Source organism: Paenibacillus sp. J22R160 (assembly GCF_059692135.1).
Genome location: NZ_JCAUAU010000028.1, coordinates 26,595 through 47,704 on the forward strand (window position 1 = coordinate 26,595; position 21,110 = coordinate 47,704).

20 protein-coding genes are annotated in these 21,110 nt (G+C 48.0%); all 20 read right to left on the reverse strand.

Translation table 11 applies throughout. The features are described from left to right. Positions 1–32 precede the first annotated feature (32 nt). Positions 33–761, reverse strand: a complete 729-nt coding sequence (locus AC58UW_RS30580; protein ID WP_497424339.1) for a class D sortase — start codon at positions 759–761, stop codon at positions 33–35. A gap of 279 nt (positions 762–1,040) precedes the next feature. Further along, positions 1,041–3,533 (reverse strand): stage II sporulation protein E, encoded by a 2,493-nt coding sequence (spoIIE, locus tag AC58UW_RS30585; RefSeq protein WP_497424340.1) that lies wholly within the window; start codon positions 3,531–3,533, stop codon positions 1,041–1,043. Between the two features lie 327 nt (positions 3,534–3,860). Beyond that, positions 3,861–4,451 carry a S1 domain-containing RNA-binding protein gene (locus AC58UW_RS30590; protein WP_161407611.1) on the reverse strand — a complete coding sequence of 197 codons (591 nt, stop codon included), beginning with the start codon at positions 4,449–4,451 and terminating at the stop codon, positions 3,861–3,863. 105 nt (positions 4,452–4,556) lie between these two features. Beyond that, entirely contained in the window at positions 4,557–4,877 is a 321-nt protein-coding gene (locus tag AC58UW_RS30595; protein WP_497424341.1) for an FtsB family cell division protein, read from the reverse strand. A gap of 15 nt (positions 4,878–4,892) precedes the next feature. Next, on the reverse strand, positions 4,893–5,468 hold the full coding sequence (gene yabQ, locus AC58UW_RS30600) for a spore cortex biosynthesis protein YabQ (protein WP_497424342.1): 576 nt from the start codon (positions 5,466–5,468) through the stop codon (positions 4,893–4,895). Continuing rightward, entirely contained in the window at positions 5,465–5,752 is a 288-nt protein-coding gene (yabP, locus tag AC58UW_RS30605; protein WP_157324487.1) for a sporulation protein YabP, read from the reverse strand. The genes yabQ and yabP overlap by 4 nt, the downstream gene beginning before the upstream one ends. 116 nt (positions 5,753–5,868) lie before the next feature. Further along, positions 5,869–6,132: an RNA-binding S4 domain-containing protein gene (locus tag AC58UW_RS30610; protein WP_497424343.1), complete on the reverse strand. Its 264-nt coding sequence runs from the start codon at positions 6,130–6,132 to the stop codon at positions 5,869–5,871. Next, entirely contained in the window at positions 6,132–6,404 is a 273-nt protein-coding gene (locus tag AC58UW_RS30615) for an HU family DNA-binding protein (RefSeq protein WP_029197991.1), read from the reverse strand. The genes AC58UW_RS30610 and AC58UW_RS30615 overlap by 1 nt, the downstream gene beginning before the upstream one ends. Before the next feature lie 167 nt (positions 6,405–6,571). Then, complete coding sequence (gene yabN / locus AC58UW_RS30620) at positions 6,572–8,089, reverse strand: bifunctional methyltransferase/pyrophosphohydrolase YabN (protein ID WP_497424344.1); 1,518 nt, start codon at positions 8,087–8,089, stop codon at positions 6,572–6,574. Between the two features lie 291 nt (positions 8,090–8,380). After that, positions 8,381–10,213: a putative polysaccharide biosynthesis protein gene (locus AC58UW_RS30625; protein ID WP_497424345.1), complete on the reverse strand. Its 1,833-nt coding sequence runs from the start codon at positions 10,211–10,213 to the stop codon at positions 8,381–8,383. Between the two features lie 131 nt (positions 10,214–10,344). Next, entirely contained in the window at positions 10,345–10,887 is a 543-nt protein-coding gene (gene spoVT / locus AC58UW_RS30630; RefSeq protein ID WP_315955951.1) for a stage V sporulation protein T, read from the reverse strand. A gap of 250 nt (positions 10,888–11,137) precedes the next feature. Next, on the reverse strand, positions 11,138–12,193 hold the full coding sequence (locus AC58UW_RS30635; RefSeq protein ID WP_497424346.1) for a peptidylprolyl isomerase: 1,056 nt from the start codon (positions 12,191–12,193) through the stop codon (positions 11,138–11,140). 34 nt (positions 12,194–12,227) lie between these two features. After that, positions 12,228–15,755, reverse strand: a complete 3,528-nt coding sequence (gene mfd / locus AC58UW_RS30640; RefSeq protein ID WP_497424347.1) for a transcription-repair coupling factor — start codon at positions 15,753–15,755, stop codon at positions 12,228–12,230. A 95-nt stretch (positions 15,756–15,850) separates the two neighbouring features. After that, complete coding sequence (locus AC58UW_RS30645; protein ID WP_145669352.1) at positions 15,851–16,075, reverse strand: anti-sigma-F factor Fin family protein; 225 nt, start codon at positions 16,073–16,075, stop codon at positions 15,851–15,853. A gap of 132 nt (positions 16,076–16,207) precedes the next feature. Beyond that, positions 16,208–16,768, reverse strand: coding sequence for an aminoacyl-tRNA hydrolase (gene pth / locus AC58UW_RS30650; protein ID WP_497424348.1), 561 nt, complete (start codon positions 16,766–16,768; stop codon positions 16,208–16,210). A 391-nt stretch (positions 16,769–17,159) separates the two neighbouring features. Further along, positions 17,160–17,798: a 50S ribosomal protein L25 gene (locus AC58UW_RS30655; RefSeq protein WP_497424349.1), complete on the reverse strand. Its 639-nt coding sequence runs from the start codon at positions 17,796–17,798 to the stop codon at positions 17,160–17,162. Between the two features lie 142 nt (positions 17,799–17,940). Next, the gene (gene glmU, locus AC58UW_RS30660) at positions 17,941–19,344 is read right to left on the reverse strand and encodes a bifunctional UDP-N-acetylglucosamine diphosphorylase/glucosamine-1-phosphate N-acetyltransferase GlmU (RefSeq protein WP_497424350.1); all 1,404 of its coding nucleotides are present in this window, start codon (positions 19,342–19,344) and stop codon (positions 17,941–17,943) included. A gap of 138 nt (positions 19,345–19,482) precedes the next feature. Continuing rightward, complete coding sequence (spoVG, locus tag AC58UW_RS30665; protein ID WP_028557369.1) at positions 19,483–19,767, reverse strand: septation regulator SpoVG; 285 nt, start codon at positions 19,765–19,767, stop codon at positions 19,483–19,485. A 118-nt stretch (positions 19,768–19,885) separates the two neighbouring features. Further along, complete coding sequence (locus tag AC58UW_RS30670; RefSeq protein WP_497424351.1) at positions 19,886–20,269, reverse strand: RidA family protein; 384 nt, start codon at positions 20,267–20,269, stop codon at positions 19,886–19,888. 4 nt (positions 20,270–20,273) lie between these two features. After that, positions 20,274–21,110, reverse strand: coding sequence for a pur operon repressor (purR, locus tag AC58UW_RS30675; RefSeq protein ID WP_497424352.1), 837 nt, complete (start codon positions 21,108–21,110; stop codon positions 20,274–20,276).

Sequence of the window (21,110 nt, forward strand, 5' to 3'; positions counted from 1 at the left end):
TGTATCTCTGAATAGACAAAATATTACATATTTTATTTCTCAGACGACACCAGGATCCCCTTAATCGCAATACGGTGAGTCGGATTCTCCATAGGATGGCAAGTAATTAGCGTAATCTCCCGATCCTTGCCATTACCTTTGAGCACCCAGACGTCTTCCGGGAGAACGTACTGCTTATCAACAACTTTATAGACATACTTTTTATTCCCGGTATCTACTTCGACTAAATCGCCTTCGGTGACTTCATCTAATCGATTGAAGTTTTTCCCGTAGGTCAAATTTCGATGGCCTGCAATCGCATAATTGCCAATTGCCCCTGCTTTTCCGGTATTGGCGATACTGGCAACGGAGACTTTTAAATTATTCACTGTAGCATCCGTTAGAATAGGCAGCTTGAGATCTATTTTATCGATAATGAGAACACCTTCCATGTTCTTCGGCAACGCCACAGGCTTCGGTGTTGCTGCGACGACTACAGGGGCCTGCTGGCTGCTTGTCGGCGCACCCTCAACCGTGGGACGAGGAGAAGCCATGACAGGCGCACCCTCAACCGCAGGACGAGGGGAAGCCACGACGGGCGCATCCTCTGGCAGTGATTCCTCGGGCTCAACAACAGCCTGATCCATCATTTGCAAATTCTCCTCCCATTGCTTCAAAATCTTCTGCTGCTGAAAGCTCTCATACCGGTCGTTAGCCATCGGATACAAGAAAATGATAATCCCAAGAATGATACATAACAGTGACAGCTTTTTTCTAATCACCAGAGGTACCTGCCTTTCTCGTGGATCTCATGCGCAAGCACGCACTACCAAATAATCCCACAAATAATATGCCTTATTTTATTCTATATTGCTGAAGGAATCCCTGCCCCACGGTCTGTGAAGGCTGTCCCTGCCCTCGCAGTCAAAGCAAAGAGAACATTGAAACATGTAATAGCTAGTCATGTCATCGTAGAAAAAAGCTTAAAAAGCCTGCTTAATCGCAGGCTTTCCATTACTAATCATGACTTATAAGACAGCAGCTATTATTTCGTCAGCTAACTAACTGACCGTTTTCGGACGCTCCATGCGCGTGATGCCCGGCCAGCGGAACGTCGCCCACTCCGGCTGCCGCTTCTCTACGCGAGCGACAACGACCGTCATATCATCTTGAATTTCGCCATGATGATGGCGGAAAATTCGTTCCAGTAAACAATCCGCGAACTCTTGCGGCAAGGTCGTATCGATTTCTTGGATCATGCGCTTCATCCACATCTCCTTATTCACCGCATGGCCTGGCGCATCATAGATCCCATCGGTCATCATGACGAGGATATCTCCCGACTGGAGAGGAATAGAAACCAGATCGACATCGATCTCGCTCAAAATCCCCACTGGCAGATTATTTGCCGAGATCGAAATCACTTCGTTCCCACGCTTAATAAAGCTCGGTATGGAGCCAATTTTCATGAACGTTGTATTTGCGTTATACATGTCAATCAAAGCCATATCCACCGTCGCATACATCTCATCGGAGGATCGGAGCATGAGCACGGAGTTCAGCGACTTGATCGCCAGCTTCTCATCCATACCAGACTGCAGCAGCTGCTGCAGGATGCTAAGGGCGGTCTGACTCTCGGCCCGCGCACGCTCGCCATTGCCCATGCCGTCGCTAAGCGCAACGGCATACTTGCCATTGCCCAGCTCCACCGTGGAGAAGCTGTCGCCCGAGAAGAGGTCGCCCCCTTTGGCTGCGCCGGCGACCCCGGTCTCTACCTCGAATTCCTTGGCAGAGCCGAATACGACCGTGCTGTAGCCTTCGCCCCGCTCATGCATGTCCTCGCGCATTACGGCGACATTCTCGCCGATGATTTCGCTCAACAGCGGCGCAATGATTTTCCGGCATTCATCGAAACCCTTCGTGTATTGATGAATAATCTCAATTTCAATATTTCCTTCATCCAAGGAAATAATGTCGATTGTATGAATAGATAAGCCCAGCTCCTCCAGGGCATTGCGGATTTGCTCTTCTTGAAGGAACAACTCCTGCCCTTCCCGTTTAATTTCCTTCGCTAAGTCCTCCATGACCTGCGAAACGCCAGACAGCTGATCAGCCACGAGATGACGGCTGTCCATAATTTGCTTTTTCCAGTGCAAATCATTCTTATACAAGCTATACTGCTGCTTCATCACATCTAGCACTTGATCGGTACGATTACACACCTTCTTCCACTCCGCTGGTATTTGTTTCTTCGTCATATTCTCCTTCGTCTCAATATTGGTCATCATATCGGTCATAAACGTATACGTTTGGTAAAACTTCTGATCCCAGCACTGGCTTTTTTTCCAGCAGGATTCACAAGTCTTCTGTGCGACGGCATTCATGAAATGCCCAACTTCCTCCTCCTTGCGGCTTACCGCGTCATCCGTCGTTAATTGCTTAAAGCTGCGCGACAGTTGCCGGAACACTTCCGAGAACTGTTCCACACGACTGGCGGTCACATCGCGGACCCGCTTCGCATAGTCCTGCTGCGATTTGAGATTCTCCTGCGTGCCCGGAACATATTTGGCAAGCGTGAGAATCAGACTCCGAGGTGTAAGGAGAAACAGCGTAACGGCTGCAAGCGATTCCCACGCGGAATTGATCATATCAGCACTCGAACCTATATAGAACGATAGAATCGAAGATCCTAACAGCATACCGAAGGCAACAGCGAGCCGATTCCCTTCCTTGAGAAGTCCGGCTAACATCCCGGAGAAGGCAAGCAAGCTCATTTGGTAGATGGCGTTGCTATTCGCAAGACTTAAGATCAGCCCTGTGATGACGCCAACTGAAGCTCCGAAAGGTGCTCCGCCTACCAGCGCAAATAACAGAATCAAGTATCGGGAGAGCACGTGCTCCACCGTGACAGGTCCCATTACCCAGCTCACCGTCCCTGTCATTACGGATGCTAGTAGAATAATTAAGCAAATGATTTCCTCGTGTTTCAAATGATAGTTTTTACGGGTAAGTGTGAATACAGGAATAGCTTGTATGAAAATTAATGTCAGCACTAGACTGAGCAGGGCCTCTACGGATATCATCATCAGTGAATACCAGCTTAAGTTCGAGACCACCAACTGTGCAAAAAGCTGAACCAAGAAGGTTGAGCTGAAAACGAGCAGCGGCGCCAATGTTAAATCTGAACGTTCAAATTTCTCAAACGCTTTTTGAATAAGTAGGAAGACGATAATCTCAGTTACGAGATATCCCGTATTCGAATTCAGGGACAATAAGCTCCCAGCAAATGCCGCAATACCTACCCAGTGTAAAATATCTCTCCTCGTAAAATAAATAACCGCGATAAAGGCTAAAGCAAACGGAGATAACTGTTCCAGGATCATCGCACGCCCAAGAAGGAAAGCCATAACGATGAGGAGAAACGTCCACTTCTTAGCTACAAAAGCTTGAACAAAACGATTTTCCACTGCAGCGCTGTGAGCACCCGTTTTGGCTCGTTGCCATATTCCTGACCATCCACCACTAATCGTCGCGCCTAGGCTTCTTCTTTGCATACGTTGAACACCATCCATTCTTCCCTTATTTGTTTCTCTAGTATAGAGACAATCTAGCAGAAAGTTTGTCAGAATGAGTTGATAGATTCAAAGAAATTTCCGACAAGCCGCGCCAGCCGTGTCATTAGCCTCCAGCCCTTACCGTGTCTCGCTTCGTTGCCATGTAAGCGTATCCAAAAGTCTGATCCTCCCGAACTTTGGCCACGCAGATGGGGGAGATACCCGTAACTCCATGTCGATTGGAATTGACCATACGATGAATTGTAATAATTGGAAATAAAAAACCACATCCGCCTAAGCGAAATGTGGTTCTGTTATACGCATCTATTAGTCTCTTCTTCCGCCTCGACCACCGCGTTTGGACTCGGTGTTCTTCTTCAGGGACGAAATCCGCTCTTCACTATCTTTAAGGAAACGAGATACTTTATCTTCGAACGAGAACGGTCTAGCTCCGCCTTGCTGCTTGTTAAAGCCGCCGCGACCGCCACCACCGCCGCCGCCACGATTGAAGCCACCGCCGCCTGGACGACCGCCGCCTTGGCCACCACTTGGAGGACCACTGCGTTCTCCGCCACTGCTTGGACGACCACCTTGGAAGCCGCCTGGACGATCTCCGCTCGGGCGTCCTTGATAGCTGCTGCCACCTGTACGTTCAGGACGAGCTGGTCTTTCCTCAACTGGCTTGTCAACCGTTTGCTTGATCGACAGTCCGATCTTGCCATCCTTGTCCACGTTAATCACTTTGACCAATACTTTGTCTTCCAGCTTTAAATGGTCATTAACGTCTTTCACATAATTGTCCGCGATCTCCGAAATGTGAACAAGACCGGTAACTCCTTCAGCAAGCTCGACGAATGCTCCAAAGTGAGTAATCCCCGTCACTCTACCCTCTAACTTGGTGCCAACTTCAATTGCCATAAAGTAAAATGTTCCTCCCTTAAAATGTTGAAAACACTGGCTACGCCGATTATAACCGATGCAGAAACCACGGTCAACACGGCATTCGCCCCTTCTACAGTCCTTTTATTGCTTCGAGACACTAAGTGGCGTCTCTCCCGTTTTGCTATAGTGAAAATCCCGGCGAATAATTTGATCCAAGTATTCGTCATTATGAAGCCTACCGATTTCCTTCTGGGTCTGCTCCTTGACCTTCTTCGCATCAACGAGCTGTTGCTCCATATTCGCTACGGCATTTCTCTTCTCGTGAAGCTTAGCGAACTGCCCCCAAATGTTAACAGCAGCCCAACTCATAAAACATAGGACAAAGATCATGAGAAAACGCAGTCTTCGCTTTGAGCCTACACTACTGCTGCGCTTGTTTGGTGCGGTTGCTTGAGCCTGCATGTATAGGAATTCCTCCTACTTTGAGAATAACCTGTGATACAACGTTACGATCTTACCCGTCAGCTTCTTAAACCAATCAGGGATCACGAAATATTTATGCACAGGCCGAGTCATCCAGAGGAGTAATCTCCACAAAGGATAAAGCAATTGTAGCACAATTCTGTAAAGGAATATAGCTACAGCTAGCAAAAAGCCCAAAATTATCACAGTTAGACGATATAAGCCAATGATCGGTTTAATGATAAGAATTTCGACGGTTTTTGCAATAAACTTGTAAATCGCAACGACAACTCGTATAAGAAGCAGCGTCAGGTGAACCACTACCTGGCTGAGGAAGGCGAAATAAAAGCAAATCCCGATCCCCATTCCCAGAAAAATAAACATACGAACTTGTCCTTCATTGCTGTAAATGAGCAAACGGAACACGAGGATTGTCGCCACAATCCAATACACCGTATCAACGAGCGGAATCGTCCATCGCGGCAGCTTGAGCTTACCGGAGAGCACACGAAACACATCAAACATCGCACTGATGGCGACCCCGCTCAAAAACATCATGAAAATCGTATGGAATTGAACGTTCAGGGTCACTTGAACAATTTACCAAGAAACCCCTTGGATTTCTCCTGGGTATTTCCATCCACATACGATAATTCTTGAATAAGTCCTTCGATGGCGACTAACCCCTGTTCCAAGCTCAAATTCTTAATGTGCAAATTCTGCCCCTTAATCATCAGATAGCCCATTTCCGTTTCTAGGAGGAACTCTTCGCTGTCAAAGCTCTCTACGTTCAAAACTCCGGAGATCTCCAAGAGCTTGCGATTCAGCATTTTGATTTCTTGCCGTTTGTTCGTGTTTTTAACGGGTTCCATCATGGCCTGTACCCCTCCTTCATCTATCATTACAATATGGGAGGATGTCCTATTTTAGAACCAAAAAAAAGCCCAAGATCCCTCATCCGGGAATCCTGGACTATTCGGTGTTTACCGTGTTACTCGGACTGATAAGCTTCTTCCTTGACCAGCGTGTACATCTTCGCAGCGTCATCCTTGCGGGTCGACTCCGATAGGAGCTCCACGCGAATCGTCACCTTTTTCTGGCCAAATTGAATAGCTAGTTCGTCGCCGACCTTCACTTGCGTACTCGCCTTGGCATCTCTGCCGTTAATCCAGACACGTCCTTGATCAGACACATCCTTCGCTACGGTTCGGCGCTTAATCAGTCGAGATACTTTTAAGAACTTGTCGATTCGCATTATTTTACAGCGTCTTTAAGCTTGTTACCCGCTTTGAAAGCTGGAACGTTGGATTCCGCGATCACGATTGGGTTACCTGTTTGCGGGTTGCGGCCTGTACGACCGGAACGTTTACGAGTTTCGAAAGTTCCGAAACCGATTAATTGAACTTTATCTCCGGATGAAAGAGCGTCTGTAACTTCACCAAGGAATCCGTTAAGTACAACTTCTACGTCTTTCTTAGTGAGTCCGCTTTTTTCTGCAATGTTGTTGATCAAATCCGTTTTGTTCATGTGATTTGTTACCTCCCAAAAATAGTTGAAGATCATGTCTTCTATGTACCAAAGCCGCAAAGCTGAGAGACTTTGAACGATGTTCAAATATCCCTACTATTAAATTTCCATATTCAACCTTACACCAAACTTAGTATTCTTCTTTTTTCGTCAAATTCCTTCTATTACTAGCGAAGTTTTGTAACTTTTTTTGCTTCCTGCCAATAATTTTCCATCTCTGATAACCCAGTTTGTTCAAAAGAAAGCCCTTTTAAACGTAGCTGATCTTCCATATATGAAAATCTTTGAATAAATTTGCGATTTGTGTGCGCAATAGCTTCTTCCGGATCAATTTTGAGGAATCTAGCAACATTTACGATAGAAAAAAGCACATCCCCAAGCTCATCAAGTCGGTCTTGAGCCGCTTCTTCCGACGGATTATCAATGGCCTCGCGCAGCTCTGCCAGCTCTTCATCCACCTTCTGAAGCACTTCTCGCAGCTCCGGCCAATCAAAGCCAACGGTAGCGGCCTTCTTCTGCAGTTTCAAGGCCTTCATGAGCCCTGGCAATTCGCGTGGAATACCGTCCAGGACAGATTGCTTCGTCACGTCAATGCCTTTCTTCCGCTTCTCCTCGGCTTTCATCGCATTCCAGTTCACAAGCGCCTCATCCGCATCCTCTGCTTTGTTGTCCCCGAATACGTGCGGATGGCGGCGAATGAGCTTCTCGTTCAACGTAGCAATTACGTCATACACCGTGAACGTCCCGATCTCCTCTTCCATCTGCGCATGGAGCATAACTTGCAGCAGCAGGTCTCCCAGCTCTTCGCACATGTGCTCAGGATCATCTTCATCGATCGTTTCCAGCACTTCGTAGGCTTCTTCGATGAGATTTTTGCGCAGGCTGGCATGCGTCTGTTCGCGATCCCAAGGGCAGCCCTCTGGACTCCGAAGAATTTGTACGATTTCATGCAAACGGCCAAAGGTACGATAGCGGACCACGTCCTCCTCGCTCTTAGGTACCCAAACTAGCGATAGATTCCCGAAACCTTTCACATGATCCAGCTCATGCAGCGGCACTTCGATGATCTGCTCGGCACCTGCCACACCTAGGGAGTGGCCTACAACAACACGGTATTCATCTGGGTATGTATCCATGAGGGAGATCTTGAGATCTGACGCCGTATAAGTATCATAGACCTGCCCAATAATTGTGTGCATCTGAGGATTAAGCGCATAGCGGCTAAGGCTAGTCGCATCAAGCAGCTGAAAGCCATCGATCGGATCAAAGCCGAAGCGTAAGAAAGCCTGATCCAAAAAGCTTTCTCCTCCCATCACTTGAAGCGAGATGCCTTCTTCCGGACACCGTTGCTTCAATAGCTGAACCGTATATTCCGCCACCATGGGGTGACCCGGCACTGCGTATATGACTTCGGTAGATGCGTTTTTGGCAGATTGAATGAGTGCAGCCGCAATAGATTCATAAACGCCTTCAAAACTTTGATGAGCCATATAATTGGCGTCGAAAGTTTGATAAGGGACTTGATTGCTGTCCAGCATGCGGACCATTGGATGGTCCTCCGTACGCAAATAGAGTGCCGCTTGTGACTTTGCTGCATTTTGGAGCTTTTTCCAGACACCGAGTGTGAGCTGGTCTTCGTCTCCCGTTCCGAGTCCGACGACGGTTATTTGAGCTTGAGTTGACATGGGTTGCACCTCCTGAAATTTGTTGTTATTTGGAAAAATGCCTTCACTCTATGTTGTATTTTGTGCAAGCATTTCGTCATTTTCCAGTAAACAAGCTATCTATGTTGTACGATGTACAACCATTTTAAGCTTTTCTCCATAAAATACGGCTATGTTACTCAGATCGTTGTACAAAATGCAACATAGAAGCACTGAGCTGACTTTTGGGGACAAGATCATTGTATGTTGTGCAACATACAGCAGGGTTTGTGCTGTCGGCTCATCAAAGCAGGCTGCAAACCAACTGCACCTCTACCGGCCGGCCGAACGCCCCGCCGGCCAGATCCGAGCCAGGACCGGCGCTAGCTTCCGGTCCAGCTCCGGCATCAGCCGCAGCTCCTCCCGGCTGATGCTGCCGCTGCGCAGCAGCGCAAGCCCGTAGACGGCCGCGCCGCCGGCTACCCCAACCAAAGCGATTGCGCTCGCGCTCAATCGCTCAGGCGCGTGCCATGCCGCCACAGCGGGCATGGCTAACAGCTGCAGCGCTGCGAGGCAGACGCCCATCGCCACCACGCCCAGCGTGGGTGCGATGACGTACGGCCGCAGCGCGAAGCGCGCCCCGGTGCAGCGGCGCAGCTGCACCAGATTCAGCCCCGCCGCAGCGGCGTAGGCGATCACCGCGCTGAGCGCGGCGCCGTCGATGCCCCAGCGGGGCACGAGCATGACGTTGCCGAGTGCTTTCAGCACGATGGCAACGAGCAAGGCCTGCGCCGGCGTGTGAATCGCGCCGGCACCCTGCAGCACGCTGGCGGAGACAGCGTTCAGCGTGCTGAATAGGGCTGTGAAAGCCAGCACGGCCATGGTTAGACTGGCCTCGCCGTTTTTATACAGCATGATATTAATCGGGAACGCGGCAAACGCCAGACCAAATGAGGCGCCAAGTCCAATAAGCCAAGAAAGCCTGATGGACATCTCCGCACGAGAGCGCATCACATCAGTCAGACCTCTCGCCTTCGCGTCCGCCATCGCGGGAACGAGGACAGCAGACATCGAAGAAGCAACCATAACAACAAGCTGAACAAGCGGCAATCCGCGATTATATAAGCCGAACTGCCGCATCGCTTCAAGCTCGCTACCCTGCGAAGCTTCTAACAGCCGCGGCATCGTAAACGTATCGACCAATGTCAACAGAGGCACAACGATCGCACCTAAGCAGACAGGAATCGCATAGGCTGCAATCCGCCTCACCCACTGCCAAGAGGACAAGGGCCCAGGTTTTGGTACTGTCCTAGGCTTTCGCTTTGGTTTTGGCTCTTGCACGTGCTCTTGCGCCTGCTCCTGCGCCTGCTCTTGCTCTTGCACTTGCACCTGCTCTTGCGCCTTCTCTTGCCCTTGCTTAAGCTCAGTCCTCCCCCCGCTCCCCAGCTCCTCCGAATACTTCAGATCCCGCATCGCTTTTCGCCAATATACATACATAACAACTAACCCAGCGGCTGCGCCAGTAACGGAACCGAAAGTCGCCCCTGCCGCAATCCACTCCTCATCATAAGCAAGTGCCGCCAAATAAAGCAGCAAAGCAACCATCGTAATAACCCGTATCAACTGCTCAATCACTTGCGAGACAGCGGTTGGCAGCATGTATTGGTACCCTTGAAAATAGCCACGCAAGACAGCTAATGTTGGAGCTAATAGCAGCGCAAAGGAACTACTACGAATCGCCTTTTCCGTCTGCTGGATCCCAATCCAGCCAGCAATCTCACCCGCTCCAAGGTAGAGCAGTACAAACAAAACGATACCGCTGCCTAGCAGCACCGCTCCGGATATGCGGGCGATGCGTTTAGCCTCCAGATGGTCGCCGTGAATGACACTCTCCGCCACAAACTTGGAAACAGCGACAGGAAAACCTGCCGTTGCCGCAAATAAGATCAAAATATAAAGCGGATAAACCGCATTATAAATGCCAAAAGCGGCATCCCCCGCTACATTTTGCAGCGGTATTTTTTGCAATGTACCCAGTAATTTCGAGAGTACAGCCGCGGCCCCAAGGACAGCAGCCCCTTTTAACAGCTTGGTCGTACCCTGTTTTCCGACAGTCTGCTGGAGCTCTTCGCGACCCATGTGATGCCCCTTGCCGGTCTCCCCCATCCTATTTCTCCTCTACCTGATGTCATACATATACACGTATTATAACGAAATAGCTCTTTGCAGACAAAAAAAGCTTCACTTACAGATGAACATCACCTCAGTAAGGAAGCCTTTGTGTATTATGTTTTTGTCTATTGTTCCATCTGTTTCGCCAGAAAACCAGCCGCTGTCTCTACCATCTTCACTTCCATGTTCCCCATTTTCACGCTCTCGTCTTTCGAGATCAAAATAACGGAGCCAATAGGATCGCCCCCAGCCACAATCGGAGCTGCCACGAAAGAAGAGAAAGTTTCATTCATATCTTTAATAATCTCAAACTGTCCGGAGTTACTCTCCAAAATCGGTTTGCGGTTTTCCATACAGGATTCAATAATTGACCCAACTGATTTTTCTAAGAAATCCTTTTTGGACCCACCAGCCATAGCAATAATCGTGTCTCGATCTGAAATCATGGCAACATGATTCGTACTCTCAAACAACGACTCTGCGTACTCCTTAGCAAAATCACCAAGTTCACCAATAGGTGAATATTTCTTCAGAATCACTTCACCATCACGATCCACGAAAATTTCCAAAGGGTCACCTTCGCGAATTCGCAGTGTGCGTCGTATTTCCTTGGGAATAACAACTCTCCCTAAATCATCTATCCGACGGACAATTCCAGTTGCTTTCATACCTCTAGATGCCTCACTTTCCGCTCAAGAATTAGATACGACAGGAGCATGAAATCTTGTATGCTAGATCGGGTTTTGGTGGGAACTTGAATTCTATCCATAGTATTCTTCACTTCCCAATCTTCTATGCAGTCGCTTCTGCTAAGGAATTTTTCTTTATGTAACTTTGCATTGCACCCTGCTGTGATTATGTTGTCCAAAAATAACAAATAAAAACAGGATGTCCATATTCGGACATCCTGGTAAGTTCTTACTTTGCCGCCGGGCTTGCTGCTGGGCTCGCTGCTGGACTTGCAGCAGGGCTTGCCGCTGGAGCTGGGCTTGCTTCCGGTTTAGGCAGATTATTCGTTTCGATCAAGTTCGGGTATTCTTTCTCTGCAAACTCAGAGAGGGATTTCTCTGCAAGCTGAGATTTGATTTGTGTTTTAAGGGTATCATCAAGCTGTTTCGTGCTTCTGGACTCCACTTTCATAACGTGGTAGCCAAAAGAGGATTCAACCGGATCGGAAATTTTGTTCAAAGGAAGTGTGCTTGCTGCTTCTTTAAATTCAGGCACCCATTGATTGATGTCTGCATCTTTATACGTACCGCCTGCATCTTTAGAACCTGGATCATCGGAATACTCTTTCGCTAGAGCCGCGAAGTCTCCGCCACTATCCAACTTGCCTTTTACTTCTTTCGCTCTTGCCAAAGCCTCTTCCTTAGTGCGCAGATCTTTCTGAGTAGCTGCATCCTTCAAGGAGATCAGAATGTGGCTAACTGTTGCGATATCAAACGCATGCGCGGCTGCTTGCTCGTTATAGGAATCTTGCACAGCTTTGTCCGTGATTTTGCTTTCCATGCTGCCCATCGTGTAGAAGCTCATTTTCATCAAAGATTCGATATCTTTCAGCTCGATACCGTTGTCTTTCAACTGCTTGTCCATTCCGCCTTCTTGCTTACCGAAGTAATCCGTGATAGCTTTCATTTGCTCTGTGACTTGTTTGTCAGCATCAGCTTTTACTTTGTCATCAGCTTTCGCAGACAACACACGGAAAGTAACCATTTGCTTCAACATATCTTGTTGAAAAGCTGGATCTGCCATGAATTGCGCCAATTGCGGCGAGAACATTTTGTTCACGTTGATGAAAGAGTCGAATTCACCGCGAGTGATTTTGCCGCCCTCTTTGTAAGTAGCGATCACGTCAGCCGGATTACCTGTTGCTGTTGCTGCTGCAGACGGGGAAGGTGAAGCTGTTGCTGCACCCTCCTCCTTTTTGCTTCCACATGCACTTAGTACAGAGAATGCCAGTAGCAATGCTACCATGCTTAATATCCATTTTTTAGAAAAAAGTCGTTTGCTAGTATGATTTGGCAACATCCTTTAATTCCCCTTTCGTTTTAAGAACATCCTTATATTGTACCAAGAACTTCTCCACCAACTCGATGGAAGCTTCTGGCTTCATACCTTTACAACGAATAACAATATGCAACTGCGGGTCTGCGTTGAGCTTGATTCGCCCATCAAAGCCTTTGGACAAATTGAGCAGCTTCTGTCCATCCAGCCTGCCATTTTGGTCAATATGCACCTTGATTAGGTAATCATCCCCTTTTTGGCTGATCGTTTCAATTCGGTACTCCGCGCCGTATGCTTTCAGGCGAGCCACTGACAGCAAGTTAAACACGGCCTGCGGCAGATCTCCGAAGCGATCCACGAGCTCATCATGCAGGTCTGCCGCTTCTTCCAACGTGCGAATCGCGGCCACTTTTTTGTAAATCTCGATCTTTTGCATGCTGTCGTAGATGTAGTCGGATGGCAAGTAGGCATCCAATTGTATATCGATGGAAGTGTTCCATTCCGGTTCCGGTATGGCCGCTTCCCCATCTATTTCTAGTTTCAGCTTTGCAATTTCTTCGGCTAACATCTGTGAGTAGAGGTCGAATCCTACGGAAGCAATGAAGCCATGCTGTTCGGCACCCAGCAAGTTCCCTGCGCCTCGAATCGACAAATCCCTCATCGCAATTTTAAAGCCTGAGCCCAGTTCTGTAAACTCTTTAATCGCTTGCAGTCGTTTCTCTGCCACTTCCGTGAGCACTTTATCCCGCTGATACGTGAAATAGGCATAAGCTACGCGATTAGATCGCCCAACGCGCCCACGCAGCTGATACAGCTGGGAAAGTCCCATTTTATCCGCATCATGGACGATGAGCGTGTTAACATTCGGGATATCGACACCCGTCTCGATAATGCTCGTACTGACCAGTACATCGTACTCCCCGTCAAGGAAATCGAGGATCGTTTTCTCCAGCTCCTGCTCACCCATCTGACCATGGGCAACCGTAACACGGGCATCCGGTATCATCATCGAGATTTGATCGGCAATTTGCGTAATCCCTTGAACACGGTTGTAGAGGTAATACACTTGACCTTCACGCGCTAACTCCCGCTCAATCGCTTCACGAACCAGTGTCGGGCCATATTCGACCACATAGGTCTGGACAGGGAAACGATTCTCCGGCGGCGTTTCAATAACGGACAAGTCCCGAACACCGAGCATGGACATATGCAGCGTTCTTGGAATCGGCGTTGCCGTCAGTGTCAGCACATCGACATTCGTCTTGAGCCGCTTCAGCTTCTCTTTGTGAGACACACCAAACCGCTGCTCCTCATCGACAATCAGCAGGCCAAGATCCTTGAACTGCACGTCTTGCGACAGTAACCTATGCGTTCCGATGACAACGTCAACTGTCCCTTTTTTGACACCCTTCATTACTTCCGTCTGCTCTTTCTTCGAGCGGAAACGGCTGAGCACCTTCACATTAAACGGATAGCCTGAGAAGCGCTCGCGGAATGTCTCGTAGTGCTGCTGCGCCAAAATTGTCGTTGGCACCAAGACAGCAACCTGCTTCCCGTCAATAGCTGCCTTAAAGGCCGCTCGAACGGCAACCTCGGTCTTCCCGTACCCAACGTCGCCGCAAAGCAAGCGATCCATCGGACGTGATTTCTCCATGTCGTTCTTAATTTCTTCGATCGCACGAAGCTGATCCCGCGTTTCATCGTAAGGGAACATCGCTTCGAACTCGTTTTGATAGGAGCTGTCTTTGCTAAATCCATAACCTGTCGTAGACTGTCGTTCAGCGTAAAGCTTAATCAGCTCGTCGGCAATATCCTTAACGGATGCCCTTGCCTTGCTCTTCACTCTGGCCCAATCGGCTCCGCCAAGCTTATAAACCTTCGGCTCCTTCTCTTCGGAACCTACATATTTCTGAATCAGATCAATCTGGTCAATCGGCACAGACAGTTTATCGCCGCCGGCATACATGATATGCAGATAATCTTTATGAATACCGCCCACTTCGAGCGTACCTATACCGACGTATTTCCCGATCCCATGGTTCACATGAACAACGTAGTCGCCAATTTTAAGCTCTTGATAGCTTTTGATCCGCTCGGCGTTCTCCAGCTTCTTCTCGACCTTACGGGCTTTGCGCTGCTTCTGTGTGAAAATCTCGCCTTCTGTAATGACAACCAAATGAATCGAAGGCAATTCAAACCCTGTTTGCAGATTCCCATCTACAATTTCAGGCACGTCGATCTGGTAGTCGTTCAGAACACGCCTCACCCGTTCGGCACGTTCTTCGCCGTTGGCGAGGAGAATGACATTAGCCCCGTTTTTCTTCCAGCGCTCCATCTCCGCTTTGAGCAGATTCATCTGCCCATGGAAATTCTGCATAACGCGACTGACGAAGTTCACGATATTTTGCGGTTGAATCCCAACGACCTGGCGCAGAAATAGAGATAAATATAACGTTGGAAACGGTCTGCGATGCAGCAGCGTTTCGTACGTTTTGGACAGCACAAAAGCCGGCAAGCTCTTCCCCTCTGTCAGCGCATGCATCATCCACTCTGCCTCGTCGCGTTCGAGCTGCTTCGCGGTCTCCAGCAAACGAGCCGGTTCGTCGATAATCAGCACAGCATCCTTAGGCATGTAGTCTATGAGGGTCTGTCTTTCCGTATATAAAAGAGAAATATATTTATAAATACCTGGGAACGTCTGCCCTTCACGGAGCCGTTCGATATCATGTCCGATCCCTTCGAGCAGCTTGTCTTTGGCTGTCCGGTCGGTCATTTTCTCCAGCTGAGCCTGTAAAAGCTCATACGCATGCTGCGCAGCAGCTTGTAATCGCTTTCTATCCGCTTGAATCTCACGGCAGGGAGGAATCGTAATCGACTCTAATTTATCTATTGACCGCTGGTCACTTACATCAAAAGTACGAATAGAGTCAACATCGACATCAAAAAGTTCAATTCGGATCGCATATTCCGACGTCAACGGAAACAAATCCAAAATGCCGCCGCGAACGCTCATCTCCCCTTTGGTCTCAACCCGCTCCACGCGTTCGTAGCCCAAATTGGATAACGTGCTGAGGAGCTCATCCAGTTGAACGGTATCCCCAACCTTAACGGTTATTCGGGATTCCTCGAAAACTTGCTTAACCGGTAGTAATCTGCGCACTCCTGCGAACGGAGCAATCACAATTCCGCGGTAACCGCCTGCCAGCTTAGTGAGCACATCAATGCGCTGTGCCAGCATCTCTGGGCTGGATGCTGCTTCCTCCGCTGTCAGAAGCTCTTGCGACGGATAGAGTAGAACATCATCGGATGATAGGCATTCTAGCAAATCCTCCGCTATCTTTTGAGCGGCAAACATATTATGAGTAACAATGAATAGCGGGCGCGTTAGCTCTCGCGCAAGAGTTGCGATCATCACTTGCTTGGAGGAACCGGTAAGTCCGGCAACGAGCTGCTCTTTCATCTCGGACCTGATGCCTGACACGATCGTTTGAAAGTCGGTATCCGCAGAAAAAGCCTGAATTAAAGCTTGCAAACAAGTACACTCCTCTCACAAAAAGAAGCCTTGGCACACTTGCCTCGGCTATTAACTCTTCATCTTCATCAAATTCATTCAGCGAAAACATCATGTTACTGCAGTGGACTTGCCAGCAGGGACAGCTCTGGATTGGCCTCCAGCGCCTCGCGGCAGTAGTCGCAAACAACCCTAACCGTAACATCACCATTCGTGTTATACGATATTATATCTCTACGCTCATCAGGGGTCAAGAAATGGAAGCCCAGTTGCTGCTCCGTTATGGCTTGATTAATTTCCCCGACAAAGGTATGACAATGCCTGCAAATGTACTTAATCATATATGTATGCCTCCTTCGACGATTCGATTACATCCTAGTATGACCATTCTCCGGAGAAATTAGCCGAATGTACCATTGTCATTTTCGAATAAGGACCATGCATATTATGTTTTTAAGACAAGCGATTCTTGCTTATTTATTAAATTTGCCCATCGTCTTCTCGAAAGGCTCATCCAGGCACGACAACATCGCTTCGCAGGTCAGATCCAGCACGTCATCCAGCGACTTCATCTCTTCCTTGGAAAAGTTGGCTAAGACATAATCGGCGATATTATAGCCAGGAGCAGGTCGGTTCACGCCTACGCGAATGCGGTTGAAGCTTTGTGTCCCGGCATGCTGAATAATGGACTTAATCCCGTTGTGGCCGCCTGCACTCCCTTGATAGCGAAGCCTGATCTGCCCGTAAGGCGTATCCATATCATCATAAATAATGACGACATCCTCCACCTTCGCTTTATAAAAGTCCAAGATCGCTCTCATCGATTCACCTGAAAGATTCATATACGTCATCGGCTTCAGCAAAAATACTTTCGTGCCGTTCACGTTCCCCTCTCCCAGCAGTCCCTTACCCTTATTTTGAAAAGAGTTGATTCCCCATTTGGCGGCAAAACGATCTATGGCCATGAACCCAACATTATGCCGATTCATCTCATATTGCTTTCCCGGGTTACCCAGTCCAATAAAACATTTCATTTTCTTCCAGTTCCTCCTAGCCGTTTACTAAAAAATCCTTGGCGTAACCTGCATCTTAAGGTTATTGTTTACCTATATGTTACTAAAATGAACCATAAAATTCATAACTGCGGGTGAAACAGCGAATATGTATCTAAACGGTCAACAACTTACAAGCGATCATCATTTTCAAGATCATATAGATGCCGGTATTCCCGTCCAAGTATACTATCAAAATCTACATAAGGATATAGGCTATATTGAATTTTACAGCCCTCATTTTATTAAAATTAATAATACGTTTTATAACAGAAATACGCACTTTATTGTTTCCAGGCCTGGGTATTAGCGGAAGGAAGAGGAAAAATAAAGGATACCCTTTGCGCATCGGCGAGGGTACCCTTCTTTAAGTCTATACGGTCTGCTCTTCTTTCGCTTCCTCACTAGCCTCGCTTGGCTTATCCTCTTTGCCCTGAGCAGCAACTTCCTCAGGAGCCTCTTTCTGAGGCGCCAGAATGGTGAGAACAAGCTCGCTCGGATCAGACTTCACTTCAATCTTCCCCGGCACGTTGAGTTCACTGACCAGCATATTCTCTCCGATTCCTACTTTCGAAATATCCACAGCGATGGAAGCCGGTATTTCGTTCGGCAAACAGCGGATTTCCAGCTCATGCAATTGAATCTGCAAAATACCGCCCTCTTTGGCCCCCACGGCTTCCCCGATGAATTCCAGGGTAACCACCGTTTTGACCGGCTCATCCATATTGATTTGATGGAAGTCAACATGGAGCAGCTCCCGGTTCAGCGGGTTACGCTGTATTTCATTGATCATGACCGGCTGCTTGCCGCTGCCGTCCGGCATCTCCAGCTCAATAACGGCGTGCGGGCTTTTGCGAAGCAGCGCCACTAATTCCTTCTGGTCGACGGTAATGACCGTTGCAGCCACCTTTTTGCCGTATACGACCGCAGGCACCTTGCCTTTTACACGCAGTTGTTTAATATCGTTTTTCGTTGTGTCCTTGCGGGCTTCCGCTTTCAGTGACAATGCCATATGAAAAAGAACCTCCTAAGAATTTTGCTCAGCACATTTACTTTCGTAAACGACGCCAAGTGGGTAACAGCTAGTTCATAGCGTACCCATCCTTAAGAGATTCCATCCAAATTCCCCCTTGCAAGGGAAATTTAACGTTTTCCTATTCTTTTTTTGCTTTGTTTTCTTTCTTTGCTTTCATCCGGCCTTTGATTTTATCCGCATATCCCGGTTTGTTCGTTTGTCTTTCCCGCGCGATAGCCAGATCCCCATCGTTCACGGCATGTGTAATCGTCGAGCCTGCGACAACGTACGCACCATTGCCGATTTTCACAGGAGCAATCAAGTTCACATTACTGCCTACGAACGCATCGTTCCCGATTTCCGTTATATTCTTGTTGAATCCATCGTAGTTCACTGTAATCGCGCCGCAGCCAATGTTCACGTTCGTGCCGACAATCGCGTCACCTACATAGCTTAAATGAGATACTTTCGAACCGTCGCCAAGCTTCGCATTCTTGATTTCGACGAAGTCGCCAATCTTCACTTGCTTCCCTATATCCGCTCCAGGCCTCAAATAAGCGAAAGGCCCAACGCTAGCTTCATTATCCACATAGGCCTCTTGCAGCACGGATTGCTTAATCGTAACGTTATCCTTCACAACAGAGTCGATAATCTCGGTTTGAGGTCCGATCGTACACTGCTCACCAATGATTGTTTTCCCGCGCAAAATAGTACCTGGCAGCAGAACGGTGTCCGCTCCGATCACAACATCTTTCTCAATGTACGTGTTGGCAGGATCAATAATCGTAACCCCGTTCAGCATGTGTTCACGGTTAATGCGCGCTTTGAACAAGCGTTCTGCTTCCGCTAGCGCAACACGATCGTTCACCCCGATAGATTCCGCAGCATCCGCCATACAGTACCCTTGCACAGTTTCCCCTGCACCCGTCATGATACCGATGACATCCGTCAAGTAATATTCATTCTGAGCATTGTTGTTTGTGACAGAGCTCAGCGCTTTGAAGAGCTTCCGGTTATCGAAAATGTACGTACCCGTATTAATCTCCTGAACAGCCGCTTCCTCGGTATTGCAGTCCTTCTGTTCGACTATTCGCGCAACTCTGCCATCTTCACCGCGAATAACACGACCATAGCCTTGCGGCTCATCGAGATTCGCAGTCAGGATTGTAGCCGACGCGCCCGAACGCTGATGAAGTTCAATCGTATTCTTAAGCGTTACATCTGAGATCAGTGGCGTATCTCCGCAAATGACAACCGTCATCCCGTCTTCGTCGCCTAGTAACTCCTTTGCTTGCAGCACCGCATGACCCGTCCCGCACTGTTGCTCCTGCAGCGCATACTCAACTTGATCTCCAAGATAGCTCTGTACCGCTTCTGCTCCATATCCCACAATAACCATAGTTCTTGTTACATCTATTTGCCGAAGTGTATCTACAACATGCCCTACCATCGGTTTGCCTGCAACTGGATGAAGCACCTTATACAGCTTCGATTTCATTCGTTTACCTTGTCCTGCCGCTAACACAATCGCCATGAGCTTCAAAGACTATCCAACCCCTTTATTATAAATAGCTGTATGATTTACGCCTAAATAATGTAGTTAACAGTTCTTTACCAAATATAGCATCAAAGCCACCCAAAAGAAAAGAGAGCCCTGATGGGCCCCCTCAATTAATATACGTTATGCACCTTCTTCAATAACCTCTTCTTCTACCGCTGCACGGTCGTATTCAGCTAATACGGCAGCTTGAATTTTCTCGCGGGTAGTAGAAGAAATTGGATGAGCGATATCTCGAAACTCCCCATCCGGAGTCCGTTTGCTTGGCATAGCCACGAACATACCGTTATTCCCATCGATAACACGTATGTCGTGTACTACGAACTCATTATCGATAGTTATGGAAGCAATTGCCTTCATCCTCCCCTCGGAGTTGACCCGGCGGAGCCTTACATCTGTAATTTGCACTTGTGTTCACCACCTTTTTCCATCTCTGAGACTTGGGTGTAATATTCCACATCGTTGTGCAAATTCCTTCTTATTTTTTTGAAATTTTCGATAATTTTATACAATCTTAATGTTACTGTTAAATTTCGACAGGAATCACAGCAATTACCTCTATTTCGACAAAAACATCACGTGGTAATCTGGCCACTTCGACAGTCGATCTAGCCGGTTTGTGTTCACCAAAATAGGCGCCATAGATTTCATTCAGCTCAGCGAACTGATTCATATCCTTCAAGAAAACGGTCGCTTTCACAACTTGACCAAAAGATGTGCCCGCTGCTTCCAACACGCCTTTCAAATTTGCAAACACTTGATGTGCTTGCTCCTTAATGCCGCCCTCTACGATTTGTCCATCCAAACCGAGCGGGATTTGTCCCGAAGTAAACAGCAAGTTTCCTAGCTTAACGGCTTGCGAGTAAGGTCCGATTGCAGCAGGCGCTGCTGTTGTTGAAATGAATTCCATCGTTTTACGCGTCTCCTTTTTTACTATCAAAATAATTACCTGGTTCTACCGTGATTTGCTTAGTCTTGGAATCTACGCCAAACAGTCGGGCCAGCGATACGTATTGATCTACTAAACGCTCTTCCACTTCAACAGATTCCATGAAGACGCCAACCCCTTGGACTGAGGCCTTGAATTCCGCCAGCAAATCCATCATGCCGTGAATGGTTCCGCCAACATGCATGAAATCGTCGATGATAAGCACCTTGGATTCCTCTTTCAGAGCGCGTCTTGCGAGCGACATGGTCTGAATACGCTTGTTCGAGCCCGAAACATAGTTAATGCTTACGGCCGAACCTTCTGTTACCCGACTATCCCTGCGAACGATAACAACGGGTAAATTCATATAAGTAGCCGTCGCGTACGCGAGCGGAATGCCTTTCGTTTCTACGGTCATAATCACATCGATATCACGCCCTGCGAACGCAGATGCAAAGGTTTTGCCTATTTCATTTAAATACTGGGGCTGCCCCATAATATCGGACATATATAAATAACCGCCAGGCAGGATCCGTTCAGGCTGCTGCAACTGCAAGCAGAGCTGCCCTATGAACTTCAATGAGGTTTCCTTTGGTACCTTCGGTGAAAACTTCACACCGCCGGCCGCGCCCGCAAGCGTTTGCAGCTCGCCGAGTCCTTCTTCTTCAAAAACTTCTTTAATAATCGCCAAATCCTCACTGATCGAGGACTTCGCTGAGTTGTAACGCTCGGCAAAAGTCGTTAAAGGAATTAACGAATGGGGGCGAAATAACAAGTATTGCGTCATTTCTACCAGCCTAGCGCTCCTTTTCAACTTTTTCAT

Excerpts from the sequence above, each read along its gene's own strand:
- spoIIE (WP_497424340.1), bottom strand. The coding sequence starts at position 3,533 with ATGCAAAGAAGAAGCCTAGGCGCGACGATTAGTGGTGGATGGTCAGGA.
- AC58UW_RS30590 (WP_161407611.1), bottom strand. The coding sequence starts at position 4,451 with ATGGCAATTGAAGTTGGCACCAAGTTAGAGGGTAGAGTGACGGGGATT.
- AC58UW_RS30595 (WP_497424341.1), bottom strand. The coding sequence starts at position 4,877 with ATGCAGGCTCAAGCAACCGCACCAAACAAGCGCAGCAGTAGTGTAGGC.
- yabP (WP_157324487.1), bottom strand. The coding sequence starts at position 5,752 with ATGATGGAACCCGTTAAAAACACGAACAAACGGCAAGAAATCAAAATG.
- AC58UW_RS30610 (WP_497424343.1), bottom strand. The coding sequence starts at position 6,132 with ATGCGAATCGACAAGTTCTTAAAAGTATCTCGACTGATTAAGCGCCGA.
- AC58UW_RS30615 (WP_029197991.1), bottom strand. The coding sequence starts at position 6,404 with ATGAACAAAACGGATTTGATCAACAACATTGCAGAAAAAAGCGGACTC.
- yabN (WP_497424344.1), bottom strand. The coding sequence starts at position 8,089 with ATGTCAACTCAAGCTCAAATAACCGTCGTCGGACTCGGAACGGGAGAC.
- AC58UW_RS30625 (WP_497424345.1), bottom strand. The coding sequence starts at position 10,213 with ATGGGGGAGACCGGCAAGGGGCATCACATGGGTCGCGAAGAGCTCCAG.
- spoVT (WP_315955951.1), bottom strand. The coding sequence starts at position 10,887 with ATGAAAGCAACTGGAATTGTCCGTCGGATAGATGATTTAGGGAGAGTT.
- AC58UW_RS30635 (WP_497424346.1), bottom strand. The coding sequence starts at position 12,193 with ATGGTAGCATTGCTACTGGCATTCTCTGTACTAAGTGCATGTGGAAGC.
- AC58UW_RS30645 (WP_145669352.1), bottom strand. The coding sequence starts at position 16,075 with ATGATTAAGTACATTTGCAGGCATTGTCATACCTTTGTCGGGGAAATT.
- pth (WP_497424348.1), bottom strand. The coding sequence starts at position 16,768 with ATGAAATGTTTTATTGGACTGGGTAACCCGGGAAAGCAATATGAGATG.
- AC58UW_RS30655 (WP_497424349.1), bottom strand. The coding sequence starts at position 17,798 with ATGGCATTGTCACTGAAAGCGGAAGCCCGCAAGGACACAACGAAAAAC.
- AC58UW_RS30670 (WP_497424351.1), bottom strand. The coding sequence starts at position 20,269 with ATGGAATTCATTTCAACAACAGCAGCGCCTGCTGCAATCGGACCTTAC.
- purR (WP_497424352.1), bottom strand. The coding sequence starts at position 21,110 with ATGAAAAAGTTGAAAAGGAGCGCTAGGCTGGTAGAAATGACGCAATAC.